Here is an 18,464-nt window from a genome sequence, read left to right as displayed (position 1 = left end):
CTCTGTTAATTAAAGAGATAGCGTATCGTGAACATAATCTGATAAGTAGACTGCAGCCCCAGGAAGTCAGTATAGGTGTGCAGATGGCGCTCGCCATTAACCGTGTTATAGGTGTATTTTCCCTTACTGTACGAGAGTAGCGCTGTTTCGCTTATCTGCTTATAGAGGCCCCACTTCTTGTTGAGGAGATTAGGCAGGTTCAGAATATCGACGCCTAACTGCAGAGTGTGCTTGGTCTTACCGAAGTCGAGACTCATATCGTGCTGGAACTTGAAGTCAATCTGATGGTGCCAAGGCATCTTGGCGCCACCACGCTCAGCATACTGACCTGTGCGATGCTTCAGATAGTCGTCCTGCTGGATATAAGCCCAGAAGTCGTCGCGCTGCATATCGGCAGTATAAACCTGATGGCCATCATATACGCTCTCAGCGAAATCCCAACTGTCGAGTTCCTTACGCGAGGCAGGCACATAGATCAGGTTGGCAGGTGCCAAGGCATCGTTGTTCACATTTGCCGAGAAGATATAGCTGTAACGGCTGAAGGCATACTCGGTCAGGAAGCCATACTGGTAGCCATCATAGATGAGCGAGAAGTGCGAGCTGGCACGCTTCGACTCCTTGAGGGTATAGCTGGCTGAGAGCAGCAAGCGGTTAGGCGCCACATAGGTGGCATAGCCCATCTCGTTGTCGTTGACCGCATTCACCGAATTGCGGTAGTTGTTATAGGCCGAAGCCACCTGGTTGCCGATACCATCGGTATAGGTCTTGGCTTTCGACAGGGTGTAACTTCCCGAGAGATCGAGACCGAAGTCGAACTTCTTGCGCAGCTGAGCTGTCAGCGACAGATAGTAGGCCTTATGACCAGCGTTCTCGAGCACGTAGGCCGAGTAGTTGGGATTATAGTACGACATACTGTGGCGCACATCGCCGTGACCTAAGTCGATGGTAGAATGCCCGTCCCAGTAGATATCGCGATTGGCCACCACCACAGGGTTGATATCACGGTTGTAGATTCCCTCGATGGTGAAGTCGATATCGCCAGGCAGTTTGGCATCGAGTGCCAACGAGGTCTTCCACGTCTTGGGCATACGCAGATTGTCGCTCAGAATCGTAGCGCTGCTGGGGATGGAGATCTTACTTTGGGCTTTAATCTGCTGCAGCATATCCTGCTGACTGGTGGTAAAAGTGGGAATATTGCCTTTGGTTTGCGAGGCGATATACGAGGTCTGTCCCATACCCGAGTTGCCCACTGCCGAGATGAGCCATACGAACGGTAGGCGACCTACGAAGATACCCGAACCGCCACGCAGTATCAGGTTTCGCTCGCCTGTGATATCCCAGTTGAATCCCACACGCGGCGAGAACGATATGCTGGCCTTGGGCACATTATCCGTACGGAAGTGCTGTCCGCCAAAGTAGTTTTTATCTGTAGGCGGCAGATCGCCCAAGTCATAGTATTCCTTATTGAAATTATTCTTCAGACTGGGATAAGATGGCAGCTCGAAGCGCACACCTAACGACATGCGGAAACGATCGGAAATACTCCAATTGTCCTGCAGATAGAGCGACCACTGGTTGGTACTCATCTTTGCCACGAAGTGAGAGTGGTCGTCGCCATTGCCGTAGGTGATACCAAACAGGCGGGTATGCTCGGGGGTAAACACGCTCTTCCAGTCGCCAGCAGCCACTTGTTCGGGAGTAGCTTCAAAGGCATAATAACCGGCACCAGCCTGGGCATAGCCGTTAGCAGCCCAGTCGTTCTCGAACTGCAAGCCACCAAACAGGTTGTGCTTACCCAACTGGATGTTCACCTCGTCGGTAATCACGGTATTTTTAGTCTGCGCCACATTGCCATAGGTAAACAGGTCGCCAGTCAGCGCCCAGTAAGGATAGTGGCCCTGACCATCGCTCATCACGATTTCAACCACAGGCACACCTACGCCATACTCGTTGCTACGCGGCTGGTCCTGATACGAATAGGTGCCACGCAGGGTGTTGTGCAACTTGCCGAACTTGCTGTTCAACTCGGCAGCTACCGAGGTGAAGCGGAACTCGGTCATATACCTGCTGGAGAGCGACGACATGCCGTAGTCGGTATTGCCACCATACGAGTTCTGGTTGCCACCATATATAATAGAGGTGCGATTGCTGCCGATGCTGCGCGAGGCCGAGGCAGGATTCGACTCCTTGCGGTTCGACTTCGTGAAGCGGACGTTCAGCTTATGATTCTCGTTGATGTTCCAGTCGATACGAGCCAGAATACGATAGGCAGGCGTCTTCAGATGATAGTCCTGCCAAGGACCTGTGGTAATGCCGTAGGTGTCCTGCAAGAACTTCGACAGACTCTCCAGCTCGCCAATCCTCGGACGACGGTTGATAGCCGAATAAGATGCAGAAGACGTAGCATCAGTACTTGCCAACACTGCCGGACCAGCCGTCACGTTATCCTCGTACTCACCGTTAATAAAGAAGAAGAGCTTATCCTTGATGATAGGACCACCGAAGCTCAAGCCGAAGGTGCTGTTATGCCCCTCCGACACTGGCAGTTCGGCATTGCGGATTTTCTTACCCTTCAGATCTGAACTGGTCAGGAACGTATAGGCCATACCCTTAAAGGTATTGGTACCGCTCTTGGTGACAGCGTTCACACCACCACCTGTAAATCCACTCTGGCGCACATCGTAAGGCGTCACCGAAACCGTCATCTGGTCGAGTGCCTCGAGCGAGATAGGCGTGCCACCGCCAGGCAGCGGACTGGGCTCCATACCAAACGAGTCGTTGAACGAAGCACCATCGATAGTCACAAACGACTGGCGATAGTTTCCACCACCGATAGCCATTCCGCTGGCCGAGCTCGATTGCGGTGTCATCTTCATGATATCAAGCATAGAGCGGCCGATGTTAGGTACAGCAGCCATCTGCTGGGCGTTCAGATTTGTCACGGCGCCACTGCGGTCAGAGCGCATCGTGTTGTTGGCCTTTGCCGTCACTACGATTTCCTGAATCAGCTCCGTTCCTTCGCTCAGCGTGGCATCTACCACAGCGTTCTGTCCCAGCATCAGCTGGATATCGGTAAACTTAGCTGTCTGGAAGCCGATATACGATATTTCCACCTCGTAAGGGCCACCCGCTTTCATGCCAGTTATCGAGTAGTGGCCCTCGATATTTGTCACAGCACGATAGATGGCTCCCGATGGCACATGCTTGGCCGAAACGGTAGCGCCGATAGCCTCCTCGCCATCAGCCATCACCACGCCAGTAATACCCGACGTAGTAACCTGAGCCACAACAGAAATCGTGAATATCAGAAGGGTCAATAGCAATGTAGATAGTCTTTTCATCATTCGAACCGGTTTTTCGTTTATACTATTGCGGCAAAGATACAAAAATATTTGATAGGATGCAAGTTTTTAGGTCAAAAGTTTAAGATTGTATTCATTTCAGCGCCAATACTTACGTTAAAGTACTGTAGTCCTGCCGTAAGAGGACTGGCGTACTTCCGTAAGAGGACTGGAGTCCTCCCGTAACAAGACTACAACACAAATGAAGTATAAATGATATTTTCGCAGAATTTTGCGAAAACTACTCAACACCTCACTTTATTTCTCGCAACCCTTTTGTAGCAAAGGCTTTCAGGCGAGTGAGGTGTTGAGTGAATAGTTAAGAAACACCTCACCCAACGCCAAGCCTTTGTACATAAGGCATTCAGGCGATTTGGGTGAGGTGTTGAGATGTTTTCAGGGAATTCTGAAAATATCGACTAAAGCCCCCAATCGGAGATAATGTCTGCTTTGCTCTTCGACTCGAGTTTCTCTTCCAGTTCGTCAGCCAGATTGCAGAAGAAGTCGATACCAGTCTTCTGCTCCAACTCGTCGATGCTAACCACATAGCCACTCAGAGGGTCGCCCGACTTATCAACATTCAGATGCTCAGCCCAGAAGCCCAACATCTTCTGACCGCTGGAAGTCTTGGCATAAAGTGCCATGAAGAAGTACTTTGGCACAACGTGGTTACCGATGGTCTTACCAAGAATCTGGTCGGTCTTGTCGATGGTACCTCCTTTACATACGAAAATAGTATCACCATCAGCCAAAGCCTTACCCCAGTTGTTCACCTGGGTCTCCATCTTCTGCCACAACTTACCGTTAAATTTAGCAACCATTGGCAGGATATTGGTCATATAGTAGGTCTGCTCATTGGCATCCTTGCTGTTCAGACGGTCCATTGAGGGGCAAATATGACCCTTTTCATAATAAGCATCAGTTGTACCAGGATAGTAGCTCTTACTCAACTCGTTGGTCAGCTGCTGCTGTTCGCTCTTGGCCACATCTGGGTCAAACGCCCAAGGATCACCACTGGGCCAGAGGCTTTTACGTGTATTACCATTGGTAGCTACATTCTTCTTGTTCAGGTCATAGCATGTCCAACGCTGAGCCTTGATACTACTATCCCACTCTACTGAATAGGTAACGCCGTAATTGGTTGTTGTATGCGTAATGACCTTAGAACCTGATTTGGTCTTTGGCATCTCCAGACGAGCCAGGAAGACATTCGACGACGCATCGTTCTTATTGGTATTTCCAACTGTTACTGAAGTACCTGGATCGGGAGGTGTTGGTGGCGTATCCGGACCATCACTGCCACCACAAGACAGCAATGCTGCTATCAAAAAGAGATAAAGAATCTTATTCATATCTATTGAAATTTTAAAAACGCCGGAATGTCGCTCTCCGCAACATCCCGGCGCCATGAGTTTTGATGAATCTATCTTTGAAGATTATTCAGTCACACCATTTAAGCTGTAAATGTAAGCCTTCTTACCAGCAGTCTCATAGGTTGTATTATTATACTTGGTAAGCTGTCCGTGGATGATTACCTGATCACCTACAGCAATCTGGGTATCGCCCTCAGCCCACTTCTTGTTACCAAGGTAGTAAACCTGATAAGCCTCGAAATCCTTAGTCAGATCGTCATTATAAACGCCATCATCAGAGATCCAGAAGCTAGCATTACCATACTGAGTTGTGAAGTACTGCTCTACGCCCTTGTTTACATGAATCTTAGAAACCTTACCAGCTACATATACATCACCTTTCCAACCGTTATCGATAGCAGCCATAGCACCAGCGATGTTGAATGGAGATGTGAGCGAACCGATACCATTAGCATCGCTCTGTACACCATTGATCTGGTAGATGTATGCTTTGTTACCAGAGGTCTCAGCAATGCCATTATAAAGTGTCAACTTTCCATGGATAATAACCTCATCACCCTCAGAGATCTGAGCATTACCATCAGCCCACTTCTTGTTGCCAAGCCACAGTACGCGATAGCACTCGAAGTCATGGCTCTGATCAGGAACCAGCTTATTCTTCTCGTTTACAGAACCTTGATACTCTCCATCATCAGAGATGCAGAAGGTTGCATTTCCGTAAGAACCGAACTGACCATTATTCTCAATCTTAGATATCTTACCCTTGATATAGAAGTCGTTGGCAGTTTCACCACTCAATGTCTTACAGTACTCGAGAGCCTGTGCTACAGTGAATGGATTTGTCAGAGTACCAATCAGACCGCCCTGACTTACAGTAGTCTTAACAGTAGATGAAGAAGAACCTGACTTAGAAGTGAACTCAATCACACCAGTACGTGCCTGCTCTGCATCGTTGGCAGCAACATGGAAGACAACGTTAGTGGTAGAGTCGGTCTTCAGAACAGACTTAATGCTCAACCAATCCATTGCATCATCAGCAATCTTGATAGATGGACCATCGCCACTAACGTTGAGGCGAACAGTGAAGTTACCCCCCTCGTAAGAGAGAGCCTGAGTATCACCTTCCTCAATCTTAACCAGCGACTTAACAATCTTAATAACAGTAACGTCAACCAGCTCTACAGTACCATTGTAAATAGTCTTAGGACCTTCGATGGTTACAACATCGCCAGGACCGAAGCCCCAACCGTTAGAACCGCTGATAGGATAAGCACCCTTGTTACCCTTCTTATCGAGAGTACCATATACATATACATTACCAGTACCATCGTCGATGTGCCAGTTACCGTACTGGTTATCTGGGTTATCCACACACACACCAGTTACACGATAAGTCTTAGCCTCAGGACCAGCAAGAACCTCTGCACAAGTAGCGGTCTCAACAGAAGCAATACCTTGAATGATATTGATGCGCTGAGTCAAATCGCCACAAGTAAGAAGCAACTGGGCTGTACGACCTTCTGCTGCATCAGCAGAAAAAGTGATTGTAGACTTTCCCTCATGACCTTTAATATGGTAAAATGCGGTTGGTTTATCTTTACTATCCAAGATAGCTTCTTTTTCGACATCACCATCAACGCTAATCCAATCAGGCAGTGGGGCTGAAATACTTTCCTTTTCACCAGCACTATTAGTGATGGAAATTGTCTGACTCTCAGTAAAAGTCCAGTCTCCTTTGGCCGTTATTTCGATAGATGTTGAGCCTCCGTTGGTTGGAAGAGCTACATATGACTGCGATACACGAAGACCATCAAGATAGGTGGCATCCTTATCGTCAGAGCAGCTTGTAAACATAGCAGCAACAACTGCTACGAGAGACGGAATGAAATATTTAAGTTTCATATTGTCTTACCTTTAATTAATTAGTTGAAATAATACTTGATACCTACAGAAGCATACCAGCACTGACCAAGACCATAGTTGGTAGCCCAAGCCGAAGTATTGCCATTAATTGCCTTAGGAGTTGAGAAGGTTGCATAACCATCAGCGTCAACGCCCTCATACTTCAGGCAGCGAGCCTCTGTACCAATCTCAGGATTCAGATACTTAGCAACACCCCATGAAGAGTTGAAGAAGTTCAGAACATTCTTCACATCGAAGGTTAGCTGCAGCATGTGCTTGGTCTGACCTACGTTGAATTTGAAGTCGTGCTTGTAACCGAAGTCGATACGGTGTACCCATGGAGAGTAAGCACTGTAAGGCTCTGCATATTCACCCTGATGCTTGCTCAGATAACCGTCGTTATGAACGAAGTCCATGAAACGCTTAGCGTCGTCGTCTGAAACGAAACGGAACTCCTTATTAGCAACCTGCTCATCGGTAGGAATATAAATAGCATCGTAGTTATAGCCATCACCATTCATATCGTTAGTCAGCATCCAGCCATAGCTGTTTCCACCATGCCAAGCCTCGTAAACGAAGTTATAGTGGTTACCGCTCTTGTCGTGAATAGTAGCAGAAGCAACTACACGATCGGGAGTTACATACTGAGAGTTGTGCAACTTGATATTGTTTGGACCCTCAGAAGTAGGAACGTATGTGAATGCAGATTCAGCATTAGAACCAGGCATACCAGTGATCTCCTTAGATACAGTGTGAGTATAAGCAGCCATCAAGCTGATCCAGTCAGCAGGCTGTGCCTTCAGCTCTACAGTAGTACTCCAACCATAACCCTTGCTGGTATTCTCAAGCATAAAGGCCTTTGTGCCAGTACGGAAGCCAGTAGGATAGATAGGACGGTTGTCAACACCGTTGAAGCGTGCGAAACCACCTACGTTAGGAATAGCCCAGTCAGAAATAGTTACACCATTGATAGTCTTGTTGAAGATACCCTCAACAGATACAGAGAATGGGAAGTCGACAGGAATCTGATAGTCGACAGCCAAAGAAGTCTTCCATACCTGTGGCATCTTAAACTTAGAGTCAACAGCTGAGATTGAAGAAGGAACAGTACCGTCCTCAGGAGAAACTGTTGTAGGATAGCCCATGCTCTGGAGCTTGTTGATCATTTCGCTGACACTGGTCATTGGACCACCCTTGAACTGATCAAGAACATCAGCAACACTTGCATACTTAGCTTTAACCTCAGCAGGCATATTAGCATACTTCACGCTTGGACCGATCTGAGCCTGATACTGTACCAGACCACCGTTGGTAGGCATGTTGGTGAAGAATACCAGAGGCAGACGTCCAGAGAAGAGACCAGTACCACCACGAACCTTCAGGCTCTTGTCACCAAATACATCGTAGGTGAAACCGAGACGTGGAGAGAAGGTGATGCTGTTCTTAGGCCACTTACCTGTATCAATGCTACGACCGCTATAGTCAAGAGCCAGGATAGCAGCATTGGTCATCAGGTCGCTATTGTTGAAGAACAGACCATCAACACGCAGACCGTAAGTGAGCTTGAACTTATCGTTAACGTTCCACTCATCCTGAGCATAGATACCAGGACGATTGAACTGTACACGAGCAGCAGGCTTTGACTCGCCATCGTAACCGTAGGTCAGACAGAACACCTCAGGTGTGCTGTTGAACAGAGCAGCTGCGTCGAGTACACCATTAGTGTACATATCGTCTGTGATGTTGTAACGATAGTAACCAGTTCCGTTACGCATGTACTGGTTGTCGGCCATCTGATGCTCGAAGCTGATACCAGCCATAATCTTGTGAGCACCCATGTAGTAAGTTACATCATCCTTGATGTTCCAGATAGTATTGTGAACAGCGTTATTGTATGTGAACAACTCATAACCCAGAGCCATGTAGTTATCGCCGTCCTTGGTAATATCGATGTGTGGGAACTCAGAAGAGTTGGTACCACGAACGTCGTCGAGCTTAGAGATAGTAGCCAGGAACTGGTTAGACAGATTGTCAGTGAGGCGGCTATTCAAGTCGATTGACCAAGAGTGAACCAAATTCTCCATAGAGTACATGGTGTTAGCGAAAGCCATAGAATACTGAGACATACGGGCACCCGACATACGTGTACCACCGTCCATAGAGGTAGCGTTAGGACCGTTCCAGATGTTGTTCTTAGTATAGTTATAGCGAACTGCCAGATGGTGTCTGTCGGTGATATTCCAGTCCATACGAGCCATCAACTTGTAATTGCTCTCATCGGCAGGGAAGCTGGTCCAAGAACCAGTATCGTAACCATACTTGCTGGCGACATACTTGGAAACGGCCTCCAAATCAGCGTTAGTTGTACGAGAGATGTAGTTGGTAGCATCAGCTACACCATCCTCAGAACCTCTCCAACGGTTAACGATTGAAGGAATCTTTGACATTTCACCGTTTACAAAGAAGAAAAGCTTGTTCTTAATGATTGGGCCACCCAGAGTGAAACCATAAGTAGTGGTCTGAGCCTTCTCACGCGCACCTGTAATCTGCTGACGCTTCACAGCATCACCACGCATATTCTCATTCTGGTGATAAACATAAGCGCTACCCTTGAAGGTGTTAGTACCCGACTTGGTAATAGCGTTCACACCACCACCGATGAAGTTGGTCTGACGAACATCGTAAGGAGAGATAACCACCTGCAACTCCTCGATAGCATCGATAGAGATTGGGGTACCACCACCAGGCAACTTGTCAGAAAGACCGAAGTTGTTGTTGAAGTTAGCACCATCGACGGTGAAGTTAGCAGTACGACCATCAGCACCAGCGAAGCTCATACCATTACCTCCATAAGGAGACAGACGTGTAACGTCGGTAATAGAACGGCTTACGGTTGGCAGATTGGTAATCTGCGAACTGTTGATGTTAGTAGCTGCACCCGTCTTTTCAGCAGCGAACTTAGAGGCCTTACCACTTACGATAACCTCTGCCAGCTCAGTAGCATCCTCAGTCAAGAACACTGAGAGATTGTAAGTTTCAGCCAGCTGGAGGGTAATACCCTTGACGGTTTTTGGCTGGAAACCAATGTAAGAGATGGTCACGTTGTAAGGACCACCAGTACGCATACCATTGATCGAGAAACGACCTGTGGTATTAGTCACTGCCGTGTAACGAGTACCTGAAGGCTCGTGTACAGCCACAACTGTAGCACCGATGACTTCCTCGCCATTCGCATTGTCGAGGGTCACCTTTCCAGCCATACTTGAAGTTGTGATTTGCGCCATCAATGTTAACGAGAATGTCAACATTAATGAAACCAGAAAGAGCAATCTTTTCTGCATAAACTAGAACTGTTTTAATTAAATAATTAGCGGACTACGTCCGATTGGTTTAAAATTTCGGTGCAAAGATAGGAAATTTTTCCGATTTATTGTTCTAAATCGGAAAATATTTTTAAAATTGGTAAAAACTCTTGAGAAATGTTAAGCCTCGTCGTCGAGGTCTTCAAACTCAAAATCCTCGAGATCTTCGATCTCATCCTCGTCAATGTACTCAATATCCTCATCTTCGCCCTCGTCGGCAAGCTCCTGAGCAAAACGGCTCATATCCTTGTCGCGATGTACCAAAGAGTCCTCCGAAGTGATGGCATTGAGCTTATTGCTTTCAGCGTTCAGCTCGTTCCACAACACATCCTTCAGCTCGTCGAGACCATAACCAGTGACGGCAGAAATAAAGACCACGGGGAGATCCTCAGGCAGGCTCTCCTTCAGCATTTCGATGAGTTCCTCATCAAGCAGGTCGCACTTGGTAACAGCCAAGACGCGATGCTTGTCGAGCATCTCAGGATTGAACTGCGAGAGTTCGTTCAGCAGAATTTCGTACTCACGCTTGATGTCGTCGGTATCACCAGGTACCATGAACAGCAGGAGCGAGTTGCGCTCAATATGGCGCAGGAATCTAAGTCCCAAGCCCTTTCCTTCCGAAGCACCCTCGATGATGCCAGGGATATCGGCCATCACAAACGACTTGTTATCGCGATAGCCAACGATACCCAATGAGGGTTCCATCGTGGTAAAAGGATAGTTTGCAATCTTGGGCTTAGCATTCGACAGCGATGAGACCAAGGTAGATTTTCCTGCGTTAGGAAAACCTACCAAGCCTACATCAGCTAAGAGCTTCAATTCGAGAATAATGGTCATCTCCTGCATGGGCTCACCTGGCTGTGCATAGCGGGGAGCCTGGTTGGTAGAGGTACGGAACTGGAAATTACCCAATCCACCACGACCACCTTTCAGGAGCAACACTTCCTGACCATCGTATGTAACATCGCAGACGTACTTACCTGTTTCGGCATTATAGACCACAGTACCACAAGGCACATCGATGTAAACATCTTTACCATCAGTTCCATGACACTTGTCGCGACCACCATTTCCGCCGTGTTCGGCAAAGATATGGCGCTCGTATTTTAAGTGGAGCAGCGTCCAGTAGTTATGGTTGCCACGCAGAATAATGCTGCCACCCTTACCACCGTCGCCACCATCAGGACCACCGTTGGGATTATACTTTACATGACGCAAGTGCATACTGCCTTTACCACCCTTACCGGAGCGGCAGTAGATCTTTACGTAGTCTACGAAATTTGATTCCATTTAGATATTGTCAATAACCTGGCAAATGTCTGCAAAAATGCGGTCGAGCTCGCCCAGACCGTCGATATGAAAGTGAACACCCTCCTGCTTATACCACTCGATGAGAGGCATAGTCTGAGAATGGTAAACTACGAGACGCTTCTTGATGGTCTCCTCATTGTCGTCGGCACGACCGCTCTGCTGTCCGCGCAGGATGAGGCGCTTCATCAGTTCGTCCTCAGGCACATCAAGCTCGATCATAGCAGCCACCTTGTCGCCACGCTCGTCGAGCATTTTCTTCAGAGCCTCGGCCTGTGGAATGGTACGGGGGAAGCCATCGAAGATAACACCCTTGCTGTCGCGTCCGAAACTATCATAAACAGAAGCAAGAATGCTGACCATCAACTCGTCAGGAATCAGCTGTCCCTTCTCGATATAGCCGGCAGCGGTCTTACCCAGCTCGGTACCGTTCTTGATTTCACCACGAAGTACGTCACCAGTTGAGATGTGATTCAGTCCGTACTTCTCAATCATCTTATCACTCTGTGTTCCCTTGCCTGAGCCGGGAGCACCAAAAATAACGATATTCTTCATTATCCTGATATTTAGTTTTGTTTAAGTTGCTACGTTTATTCTACAATGGTATATATATCCTTCAAACCTCTGGCCTGCTGATCGTAGTCGAGACCATAGCCGAGAATGAAATCATCAGGAATGCTGAATGCCACATACTCCGGATGGATATCCTCCTTCAACTTGCTGGGTTTCAAGAACAAAGTGCAGATATGAATGGATTCAGGGTTACGGGTACCCAGCGACTCAATCATCTGCTTCATGGTGAGTCCGCTCTCCACAATATCCTCCACGATAATCACCGTACGATTAGTCAAGTCCTCGTTGATACCAAACACTTCCTTGATCTTACCTGTAGAGGTAGTTCCCTGATAGGAAGCTAATTTTACAAACGATATCTCGCAAGGGATAGTCATCTCACGAATCAAGTCGGCAGCAAAGATAAACGCGCCGTTCAGTACGCCTAACAACAGAGGATTCTTACCTTCCATATCCTTACTGATCTGCTGGGCAAGAGCCTTTACACGCTCCTTGATCTCTGCCTCTGGAATAGAGATTTTAAACGATTTATCCTTAACTTGAATGACACTCATACGCTGAAAGAATTAAAAATTTGTGCAAAATTACAAAAAATCTGCCAAACTCTATCATTCATTAGCAATTTTTTCGTATTTTTGCACCATTATGAAGATATTTACGAGCGCACAAGTCCATGAATTGGACAAATACACCATAGAAAATGAGCCCATTAAGTCTATCGACCTGATGGAGCGCGCTGCAAAAGCCATAACTCAAGCCATCACCGATAGCTGGAGTGTGAACACGCCTGTGATTATCTTTGCAGGACCAGGCAATAACGGTGGCGACGCGCTGGCCGTAGCCAGAATGCTCATCGACAAGGATTACGATGTCCAAGTCTATTTATTCAACATATCCAATCACCTCTCTGAAGACTGTGATATCAATAAGCGTCGTCTGATCGAAAAACGGTCGAAGGCGCTGATAGAGGTGATTCAGGAGTTTGAGCCACCACAGCTGGAAGAAGGCATGCTGGTGGTTGATGGTCTGTTCGGCACAGGCCTCAACAAGCCTTTGGCAGGCGGATTCGGTTCACTTGTAAAATACATCAATGCCTCGCCAGCTCAGGTAGTGAGCATCGACGTGCCTTCAGGACTGATGACGGAGGATAACACCTACAACGTCAGGACCAACATCATCCATGCCAACCTGACGCTGACGCTTCAGATGCCCAAACTCTCGTTCCTGTTCCCAGAGAACCAGATCTTCATTGGTAAACTGAAGGTGCTCGACATCCGACTGAGCAAACAAGGCATGAAAAAGATTGATGCCAACTATACGCTACTCGAAGAGAGCGACATACGCGCGCGACTGCTAAAACGTGATCCATTCGCCCATAAAGGCAAGATGGGAAATGCCTTGATCATAGCTGGCAGCTATGGCATGGCAGGCGCCTCAGTACTGGCCACCAAGGCCTGTCTGCGCGTAGGTGTAGGCAAGGTCACCACCCACACCCCTAAGCGCAACAGTGCCATCCTGCAAGTCAGTGTACCTGAGGCCATTATCCAGTTCGACAGAGAGGAGACGACTTTCTCTGAGGCTGTTGACACAGAGGGATTCAACGCCGTGGGCATTGGTCCAGGCTTAGGCACCAGCGAACAGACAGCTATCGCTATCATCGCACAGCTACGCCGCACCCAGTGCCCTATCGTTGCCGATGCCGACGCCATCAACATCCTGGCCACCCATCGTGCTTGGCTGCAGCAGCTGCCCAAGGGCATCATCTTGACACCCCACCCCAAGGAGTTCGACCGCATGGAAGGTCATTCGAACGACAGTTATGAACGACTGATGAAAGCGCGCGAACTGGCAGAGCGCATACAGGGCTACGTGGTACTGAAGGGGCACCACACCTCACTCTGTCTGCCCGACGGACATATTATCATCAATTCTACAGGCAATGCCGGCATGGCAACAGCAGGCAGCGGCGATGTGCTGACAGGTATCATCACCGGATTGCTGGCCCGTGGATATAATCAGGAAAACGCTTGTATCGTAGGTATGTACCTGCACGGACTGGCTGGCGATATTGCCGCTCGCGAATTAGGCGAGGAGAGCGTCATTGCCAGCGACCTGATACAGAACTTACCCTACGCCTTTAAAAGACTTAATGAATGAATAAATTATCAGTAATGATTATGGCCTTGCTGCTGACTACAGGCAGTATGAAGGCCCAGACAGTTATCAGTTCATACAAACCAGGAGTTACCAGCGAGGGAGCAGTGTATTACCTGCCCAAGACCGCTATCCGCATCACCTTCCAGATAGAGAAGACCACCTACACCCCTGGTGAGTTTTGTAAATATTCCGAGAAATATCTGCGTATCAAGGACGTATCGCCTACGCCATCTACCAAGTACCGACTGATGGCCGTCAGTCAGGAACCGTTTGCCGTGGCCGATACCTCGAAGTGCTTTGCCGTGAAGTTCGACGCCAGGACATCGGCCTGCAACGTCAGGCTGTCCGACGACGGTATCCTGCTGGCTATCAACAGAGACATCAAACAGCAGAAAACGCCTCAGGCCACAGCCCCCATCAAGGCTACGCCCATCACCAAATCGCCCAAGTCATACCTGAGCGAGGAGATCCTTTCAGCAGGTAGCACCGCCAAGATGGCCGAACTGACAGCTCAGGAGATTTATGAAATCAGAGAAAGCAGAGGTATGCTGGCTAAGGGACAGGCCGACTTCATGCCTAAAGATGGTGAGCAGCTGCGATTGATGCTGCAGGAGCTGGATACACAGGACCAAGCCCTGACCAGTCTGTTTACTGGTGTCACCACTTGCGACACCACCAGTCACACCATCACCTACATAGTTGACAAGCCCATCAAGCGTGACGTACTATTCCGCATCTCGCCTGAATTCGGACTGGTTGACAACGACGACCTCTCTGGTACACCTTATTATATTAATATAGAGAATCTGAAGACAGTTGCCGAGCCAGCACCTGCTGACCCCAAGAAGGCCGTCAAGCCTCAGCAGGCAGGCATCTATGTGAACATTCCCGGCAGACTGCGCGCCACTATCTTCGACGCCAAGAACCAGATTCTGGCCAGCGAGTTCCCTGCCGCACAGTTTGGCAATGTAGAGTTGCTGAGCGGCGCCTTGTTCAACAAGAAATATACCACACGCCTCTTACTCCACCCCCTGACAGGAGCGGTAGAGAACTTAGAGGCAGAACAGCCCAAATAAAACAGATGTAAAAAGCTGATTCAGGTACTACTTCTCTGAGAAGAGTACCTGAATCAATGTCTGCCCTACTGCTTGTAGGGTATTTTTATCGATATGCGCCATATCATCATTGATGGTATGCCAGGTAGGTCCAAAGGTGCTCTGCGCACAATTGGGATAGTGTGGGATGATATCGATGGTAGGGATCTTAGCCTTCGTGTTGACAGGCAGATGATCATCAGTAACACCCCCGCCTATCTGACCAGGGAAGAAGCTACCATAGCCAACAACCTGTGCAGCGCGCCAAACCTTATCCACAATATGACTGGCATACTGTACCGACATGGCCTCCTTATAGAACTGTGCACCCTGACCGCCTACCATATCAAGCAGAATGCCGAAACGGGCCTTATAGCCTTTCTGATGCAGGTTGGCTGCCCAGTACTGAGACCCAAGAGCCCATGAGTCGCCCTCGTAATCATTCTCCTCCCACTGAGGCACGCCCCAGTCTTCAGTATCAAAGCAGATAAAGTCTACACCCAGCTTCAAGGTGTCCTGCGACAGCAATCGAGCCACTTCGAGCATCACTGCCACACCCGAAGCACCATCGTTGGCAGCCATCACAGGCGTTTTCCAGTTGGCTTCATCAGGATCATTATCAGCCCAGGGGCGACTGTCCCAGTGGGCACAAAGCAGAATACGGTCTTTCTGTTCCGGACGATAGCTGGCAATGATATTGGTGCTCTTGAGCGGGGTTCCATCATAGCCCTTCAGCACCGTCTTCTGAGGCGTAACAGTCATCCCAAAGCCCTTGAACTTCGAGATAATCCACGCTTCGCAATCATCGTGTGCCTGACTGTTCATGATACGAGGACCAAAATCGCACTGAGCCTGACAGTACTGATACGCACTATCTGCACAGAAAGCAGGACCAATAGGCTGCATTGACACAGACTCATCAGTGGTCTGTTTCTTCAGATTACCACAACTCACTAAAAGTAAAAAGGTAAAAAGGTAAAAAGGTACAATCCTTACCAACCTCATTACTTTTGCTATTTTATTATCTCTCATTTCAAATTTTACTTTTTTTCCCTTTTACCTTTTCACGTTTCTCTGTACCTCCTCCATCACACGCAGGAAGTTTCCACCCCAGATCTTCTGGATGTCCTGTTCGCTGAAACGGCGCGCCAGCAATCTGCGGGTAAAGTTAATCAGCTCCGACGAATCAGCCAGACCACGAACGCCGCCATCGCCATCAAAGTCGGTACCCAGCCCCACATGGTCGATGCCCATCACGTCGATGGCATGCTCTAAGTGAGCCATCACATCGTTGATGGTTGCCTCGCCGTCCTTCTTCAGGAAACCATGATAGATGGTAGTCTGCGCCACACCGCCCTTAGCAGCAAGGGCACGCATCTGGTCGTCAGTCAGGTTACGTGGATGATCACAAAGCGCACGGGCAGAAGAGTGGCTGCACACAATAGGCTTGCTACTGATTTCCAAAGCCTGATAGAAGCTCTCCTCGCCAGCATGACTCATATCGACCATCACGCCCAGACGGTTCATCTCTTTGATGACCTGCTCACCAAAGGCACTCACACCATGGTGGGTATGATTGGTTTTAGAAGCCGAATCGCAGATATCATTATCGCCATTATGACAAAGCGTCATATACACAATGCCTCGATCCACAAAGTGCTGCAGATTCTCCAGTTTTCCATCGATGGCGATACCGTTCTCTATGCCCAGCATGATACTCTTCAAACCTAAGTGTTTGTTCATCCACAGGTCGTGAGGCGTGCTGGCTATACGGATATAATCACTGTTCTGACTGACAATCACCTCAATCTGATCGAAGATATCGTCGGCAAAAGCCGTAGGATTAACCGTTGGCTGTGGCAGATAAGCCACCATGATGGTAGCATCCTGACGACCTTCTGTCATCTTATGCAGATCGACAAGAATCTTGGAATCACGATGATCGAAATGAATTCCTTGAGGGAAAAACATCGGGGTATCGCAATGGGTGTCGAGTGTCAGCACACGATCATGCGTTCTGTGGGCTTCATGAAAGCACTTGGCCTCGCCCACCAGCCACTGGAACAAGGGCAGACCATCAGCCATACACTCCGGATGCCACTGCACACCGAGTATCGACTTGAACTCACTGCTCTCCATCGCCTCAACAATTCCATCAGCCGACTTGGCTACAACCTTGAACTTGTCGCCGGCTTCCGACACTGCCTGGTGATGGAACGAGTTGACCATCAGGTTCTCATGGCCATATATGCTGTAAAGAACCGAATCTTGTTCAATCTTCACACGATGGGTTGCCTCTGAACGGTCGGCATCCTGCGAATGTTTCACTGTAGCCACATCGCTGATATCCTGACGCACCTTTCCGCCTAAAGCCGTAGCTAACGTCTGGATACCACGACAGATGCCTAACATCGGGATCTGACGGTTATAAGCCAAACGGGCTATCAACAGTTCAGGAAGGTCGCGCTCCTGATTGATACCATGAAGCTTAGGTGAGGGGTCCTCACCAGCCCATAAAGGATTAATATCGCCGCCTCCACTCAGAATCAGGGCGTCGATATGCTCCAGGGTGTTCACAATCACATGTTTATCAGCTACAGGTGGTATCACTACAGGCACACCACCCGCCTCGACTACCGACTGGTAATAGCCGCGACCTAACTTACAGGTCAGGTCTTCGTAATTACCAGTGATACCGATTATTGGACGCTTCTCAGCCTCTGGGAAGTGAGCATACACATCACTCAGATGCGACTGAAGGTCAAATCTGTTCATAGTTTCTTATCGTCTTCGTCGAGTACGATAGGTATCTCACGCTTCAGGCTCTGCTCCAGAGAGATCAGGGTTTCTGTGGCTACAACACCAGGAATGCCCTGCAGTTTGCCGTTCAACAGTTCCATCAGCTGCTCGTTGTCCTTGGCATAGAGCTTTACCATCATCGTATACGGACCAGTAGTAAAGTGGCATTCCACTACCTCTGGAATATGTTGCAGGCGCTCTACCACCTCTTTATACATCGATCCCTTTTCAAGGGTGATACCTACATAAGTACAGGTAGAATAGCCCAGACTTTTAGGATTAACATCGAATCCACTACCAGTAATCACATCAGCATCAATCAGGTGCTGAACACGCTGGTGAATGGCGGCTCTTGAAACATTACACTCTGCTGCTACATCCTTGAAAGGAATACGCGCATTCTTGGATAGGATACTCAATATCTTCTTATCCAAAAAATCAATTTTTTCCATGATTTTCCCCTTTTGGTTACATTTTGTCAGCAAAAGTAAGCATTTTAATCGAACAATGCAACTTTTTTGGAGAAAAAATTAAAAAAAGCGTGTCACTTTCGTG

The 18,464-nt window shown here is 48.3% G+C and carries 12 protein-coding genes; 2 read left to right on the top strand and 10 right to left on the bottom strand.

The window, feature by feature from the left end:
- Positions 1-5 precede the first annotated feature (5 nt).
- The 7 genes from T491_RS0107500 to hpt all read right to left on the bottom strand — a co-directional run bounded on the left by T491_RS0107500 (position 6) and on the right by hpt (position 12,413).
- Entirely contained in the window at positions 6-3,344 is a 3,339-nt protein-coding gene (locus T491_RS0107500; RefSeq protein WP_028903348.1) for a carboxypeptidase regulatory-like domain-containing protein, read from the bottom strand.
- 416 nt (positions 3,345-3,760) lie between these two features.
- The gene (locus T491_RS0107495) at positions 3,761-4,693 is read right to left on the bottom strand and encodes a DNA/RNA non-specific endonuclease (protein ID WP_028903347.1); all 933 of its coding nucleotides are present in this window, start codon (positions 4,691-4,693) and stop codon (positions 3,761-3,763) included.
- 84 nt (positions 4,694-4,777) lie between these two features.
- A complete protein-coding gene (locus tag T491_RS16995; RefSeq protein ID WP_081773294.1) occupies positions 4,778-6,616 on the bottom strand; it encodes a BACON domain-containing protein in 1,839 nt (612 codons plus the stop codon).
- 20 nt (positions 6,617-6,636) lie between these two features.
- Positions 6,637-9,957, bottom strand: coding sequence for a carboxypeptidase regulatory-like domain-containing protein (locus T491_RS0107485; protein ID WP_028903346.1), 3,321 nt, complete (start codon positions 9,955-9,957; stop codon positions 6,637-6,639).
- Between the two features lie 141 nt (positions 9,958-10,098).
- The gene (gene obgE, locus T491_RS0107480; RefSeq protein WP_028903345.1) at positions 10,099-11,268 is read right to left on the bottom strand and encodes a GTPase ObgE; all 1,170 of its coding nucleotides are present in this window, start codon (positions 11,266-11,268) and stop codon (positions 10,099-10,101) included.
- Positions 11,269-11,841, bottom strand: coding sequence for an adenylate kinase (locus tag T491_RS0107475; protein ID WP_028903344.1), 573 nt, complete (start codon positions 11,839-11,841; stop codon positions 11,269-11,271).
- A 35-nt stretch (positions 11,842-11,876) separates the two neighbouring features.
- Positions 11,877-12,413, bottom strand: coding sequence for a hypoxanthine phosphoribosyltransferase (gene hpt / locus T491_RS0107470; protein WP_028903343.1), 537 nt, complete (start codon positions 12,411-12,413; stop codon positions 11,877-11,879).
- A gap of 91 nt (positions 12,414-12,504) precedes the next feature.
- Here hpt and T491_RS0107465 point away from each other — a divergent pair, with 91 nt between their 5' ends.
- Positions 12,505-14,016 carry a bifunctional ADP-dependent NAD(P)H-hydrate dehydratase/NAD(P)H-hydrate epimerase gene (locus T491_RS0107465; RefSeq protein ID WP_028903342.1) on the top strand — a complete coding sequence of 504 codons (1,512 nt, stop codon included), beginning with the start codon at positions 12,505-12,507 and terminating at the stop codon, positions 14,014-14,016.
- Positions 14,013-15,092 (top strand): DUF4831 family protein, encoded by a 1,080-nt coding sequence (locus T491_RS0107460; protein WP_028903341.1) that lies wholly within the window; start codon positions 14,013-14,015, stop codon positions 15,090-15,092. Before T491_RS0107465 ends, T491_RS0107460 begins: the two co-directional genes overlap by 4 nt.
- A gap of 27 nt (positions 15,093-15,119) precedes the next feature.
- Here the strand turns inward: T491_RS0107460 and T491_RS0107455 are convergent, their stop codons facing one another.
- Genes T491_RS0107455 through T491_RS0107445 form a run of 3 tightly spaced genes read right to left on the bottom strand, consistent with a single transcriptional unit; the run spans position 15,120 to position 18,361 of the window.
- Positions 15,120-16,115, bottom strand: coding sequence for a M28 family peptidase (locus T491_RS0107455; RefSeq protein WP_155950075.1), 996 nt, complete (start codon positions 16,113-16,115; stop codon positions 15,120-15,122).
- A gap of 51 nt (positions 16,116-16,166) precedes the next feature.
- Positions 16,167-17,885 carry a membrane dipeptidase gene (locus T491_RS0107450; RefSeq protein ID WP_028903339.1) on the bottom strand — a complete coding sequence of 573 codons (1,719 nt, stop codon included), beginning with the start codon at positions 17,883-17,885 and terminating at the stop codon, positions 16,167-16,169.
- Complete coding sequence (locus T491_RS0107445; protein WP_028903338.1) at positions 17,882-18,361, bottom strand: Lrp/AsnC family transcriptional regulator; 480 nt, start codon at positions 18,359-18,361, stop codon at positions 17,882-17,884. The genes T491_RS0107450 and T491_RS0107445 overlap by 4 nt, the downstream gene beginning before the upstream one ends.
- Positions 18,362-18,464: the final 103 nt, after the last annotated feature.

The organism is Prevotella sp. P6B4, assembly GCF_000619985.1.
Lineage (GTDB): Bacteria > Bacteroidota > Bacteroidia > Bacteroidales > Bacteroidaceae > Prevotella.
This window is presented reverse-complemented; position numbering and strand designations above follow the sequence as displayed.

Coding starts and splice junctions, on each gene's coding strand:
- T491_RS0107500 (WP_028903348.1), bottom strand. CDS start 3,344: ATGATGAAAAGACTATCTACATTGCTATTGACCCTTCTGATATTCACG.
- T491_RS0107495 (WP_028903347.1), bottom strand. CDS start 4,693: ATGAATAAGATTCTTTATCTCTTTTTGATAGCAGCATTGCTGTCTTGT.
- T491_RS16995 (WP_081773294.1), bottom strand. CDS start 6,616: ATGAAACTTAAATATTTCATTCCGTCTCTCGTAGCAGTTGTTGCTGCT.
- T491_RS0107485 (WP_028903346.1), bottom strand. CDS start 9,957: ATGCAGAAAAGATTGCTCTTTCTGGTTTCATTAATGTTGACATTCTCG.
- obgE (WP_028903345.1), bottom strand. CDS start 11,268: ATGGAATCAAATTTCGTAGACTACGTAAAGATCTACTGCCGCTCCGGT.
- T491_RS0107475 (WP_028903344.1), bottom strand. CDS start 11,841: ATGAAGAATATCGTTATTTTTGGTGCTCCCGGCTCAGGCAAGGGAACA.
- hpt (WP_028903343.1), bottom strand. CDS start 12,413: ATGAGTGTCATTCAAGTTAAGGATAAATCGTTTAAAATCTCTATTCCA.
- T491_RS0107465 (WP_028903342.1), top strand. CDS start 12,505: ATGAAGATATTTACGAGCGCACAAGTCCATGAATTGGACAAATACACC.
- T491_RS0107460 (WP_028903341.1), top strand. CDS start 14,013: ATGAATAAATTATCAGTAATGATTATGGCCTTGCTGCTGACTACAGGC.
- T491_RS0107455 (WP_155950075.1), bottom strand. CDS start 16,115: ATGAGGTTGGTAAGGATTGTACCTTTTTACCTTTTTACCTTTTTACTT.
- T491_RS0107450 (WP_028903339.1), bottom strand. CDS start 17,885: ATGAACAGATTTGACCTTCAGTCGCATCTGAGTGATGTGTATGCTCAC.
- T491_RS0107445 (WP_028903338.1), bottom strand. CDS start 18,361: ATGGAAAAAATTGATTTTTTGGATAAGAAGATATTGAGTATCCTATCC.